Here is a 2,145-nt window from a genome sequence, read left to right on the forward strand (position 1 = left end):
GCCTGGGAGGCGCCGCCGAACAGTGCCCGCACCGCCTCGACCGAGGTCAGCTCGTCGGTCCCCCGCGACGGGTCCTCGCTGTTGACCAGCCGCACGGCGAAGTCCGAGTAATAGGCCAGTTCCACGTCTGTTCCTTACGGGGGGGGCTGGGGGCGGGGCGGCCGATGTAACGGACCGTGCCGCTTCGAGGGTATTACGCCTACGGGCTGTGCGGGCCTGGAAGGCCGAGCCGGCCGTATCCCGGACCGGCTGCGGCCCCGGTTCCCGAACGCGGTCGGCATCGGCGTCGGTCTCCACATCGGCGTCGATCTCCACCCGGTCCCGCCGGCCATCGCGCGCGAGGCCCTTCGCGGACGAGTCGCGTGCCGAGTCCGTTGCCCGCCGACCTGGGCCGAGGCGAGTCGACGCGACAGAACGCGGCTGGGGCCCTCCGCGGATCGCGGAGGGCCCCAGCCGTTTCTCAACCAGCTCTTGGCTACAGCACCTTGGACAGGAACGANNGCGAAGCCCATCTCGTGGGTGACCACGATCATGGTCATGCCGTCCTCGGCGAGCCCGCGCATCACGTCCAGGACGTCACCCACGAGCTCGGGGTCGAGCGCGGAGGTGGGCTCGTCGAAGAGCATCAGCTTCGGCTCCATGGCCAGCGCGCGGGCGATCGCCACGCGCTGCTGCTGGCCGCCGGAGAGCTGCGAGGGGTAGTGCCCGGCCCGGTCGGCGAGGCCCACCCGGTCCAGCAGGCGCTGGGCCCGCTCCTGGGCCACCGCCCTCGTCTCGCCCTTGACCTGTACGGGCGCCTCCATGACGTTCGCGAGGGCCGTCATGTGCGGGAAGAGGTTGAAGCGCTGGAACACCATGCCGATGTCCCGCCGCTGGAGGGCGACTTCCGAGTCCTTGAGCTCGTAGAGCTTCTCGCCCTTCTGCCGGTAGCCGACCAGCTGACCGTCCACGTACAGGCGTCCGGCGCTGATCTGCTCCAGGTGGTTGATGCACCGCAGGAACGTGGACTTGCCCGAACCCGAGGGGCCGATCAGGCAGAACACCTCGCGGGGGGCGACCTCCAAGTCGATGCCCTTGAGGATGTGGGCCGCGCCGTAGGACTTGTGGACGCCCTCGGCCTTCACCATCGCCGTCATGCGGCACCTCCGGAGGGACGGCCCTTGAACATGGCCAGGTTGGTCTTGACCTTCTGCCACGGGGTCAGGGGCAGCGTGCGGAGCGAGCCCTTGGCGTAGTGGCGCTCGATGTAGAACTGGCCGACGCTGAAGATGCTCGTGAGGATCAGGTACCAGATCACCGCGAGGAACAGCATCTCGACGACCGCGCCGGAGGTCTGCCCGATGTCACTGGTCGCCCGGAGCAGTTCGGGGAACTGGCAGGCGCTGGCCGCGAGCGAGGAGGTCTTGAGCATGTTGATGAACTCGTTGCCCGTCGGCGGCACGATCACCCGCATCGCCTGCGGCAGCACGACCCGGCGCAGTGTCTTGCCGTGCGTCATGCCGAGCGCGTGCGACGCCTCGGTCTGGCCCTCGTCCACGGACTGGATGCCCGCGCGGACGATCTCCGACATGTACGCGGCCTCGTTCAGCCCCAGGCCCAGCAGCGCGGCCATGAACGGGGTCATGAAGTCGGTCATCTCGTCCTTGTAGAAGCCGAGATTGATGGTCTCGAAGACCAGACCGAGGTTGAACCAGAGGATCAGCTGGACGAAGACCGGCGTGCCGCGGAAGAACCAGATGTAGGCCCACGCCACCCAGGACGTGACCGGGTTCTTCGACAGGCGCATCACCGCCAAAACGATTCCGCCGACGAGTCCGATGATCATCGACAGGACCGAGATGTAGACCGTCCGCCACACCCCGTGCAGAACGCTGGAGTCGAAGAAGAAGTCCGGGATCGCCGACCAGTTGATGTTCGCCACCGCGAACGCGTTGATGAGCAGGGCCAACAGGCCCAGCACCACAACACCGGAGATCCATCGCCCGTAGTGGCGGACGGGGATCGCCTTGATGGCCTCGGGCTGGGGGCCCGGTGGCGGGGCGTCGGCGGGCCCCGCCTTGTCGATGGGAACTGTCACGGGTGTTGCCTTTCAGCGTTCCACGCAGGGTCGTGCGCGTCGGGCCGGCCGTACGGTCGGGAGGGGAC

Annotated in this window: 1 protein-coding gene and 2 pseudogenes; all 3 read right to left on the reverse strand. The window is 68.1% G+C overall.

Annotation, left to right across the window (positions count from 1 at the left end):
- Nucleotides 1-125, reverse strand: a pseudogene (locus AOK16_RS28410) (zf-CGNR multi-domain protein); the annotation flags it as partial.
- Between the two features lie 376 nt (nt 126-501).
- Nucleotides 502-1,136: pseudogene (locus AOK16_RS16625) on the reverse strand (amino acid ABC transporter ATP-binding protein); the annotation flags it as partial.
- Complete coding sequence (locus tag AOK16_RS16630) at nt 1,133-2,077, reverse strand: amino acid ABC transporter permease (protein ID WP_055473025.1); 945 nt, start codon at nt 2,075-2,077, stop codon at nt 1,133-1,135. The gene AOK16_RS16630 and the pseudogene AOK16_RS16625, both read right to left, overlap by 4 nt.
- Nucleotides 2,078-2,145 lie beyond the last annotated feature (68 nt).

The sequence above is a fragment of the Streptomyces pathocidini genome (assembly GCF_001418495.1).
Classification (GTDB): Bacteria; Actinomycetota; Actinomycetes; order Streptomycetales; family Streptomycetaceae; genus Streptomyces; species Streptomyces pathocidini.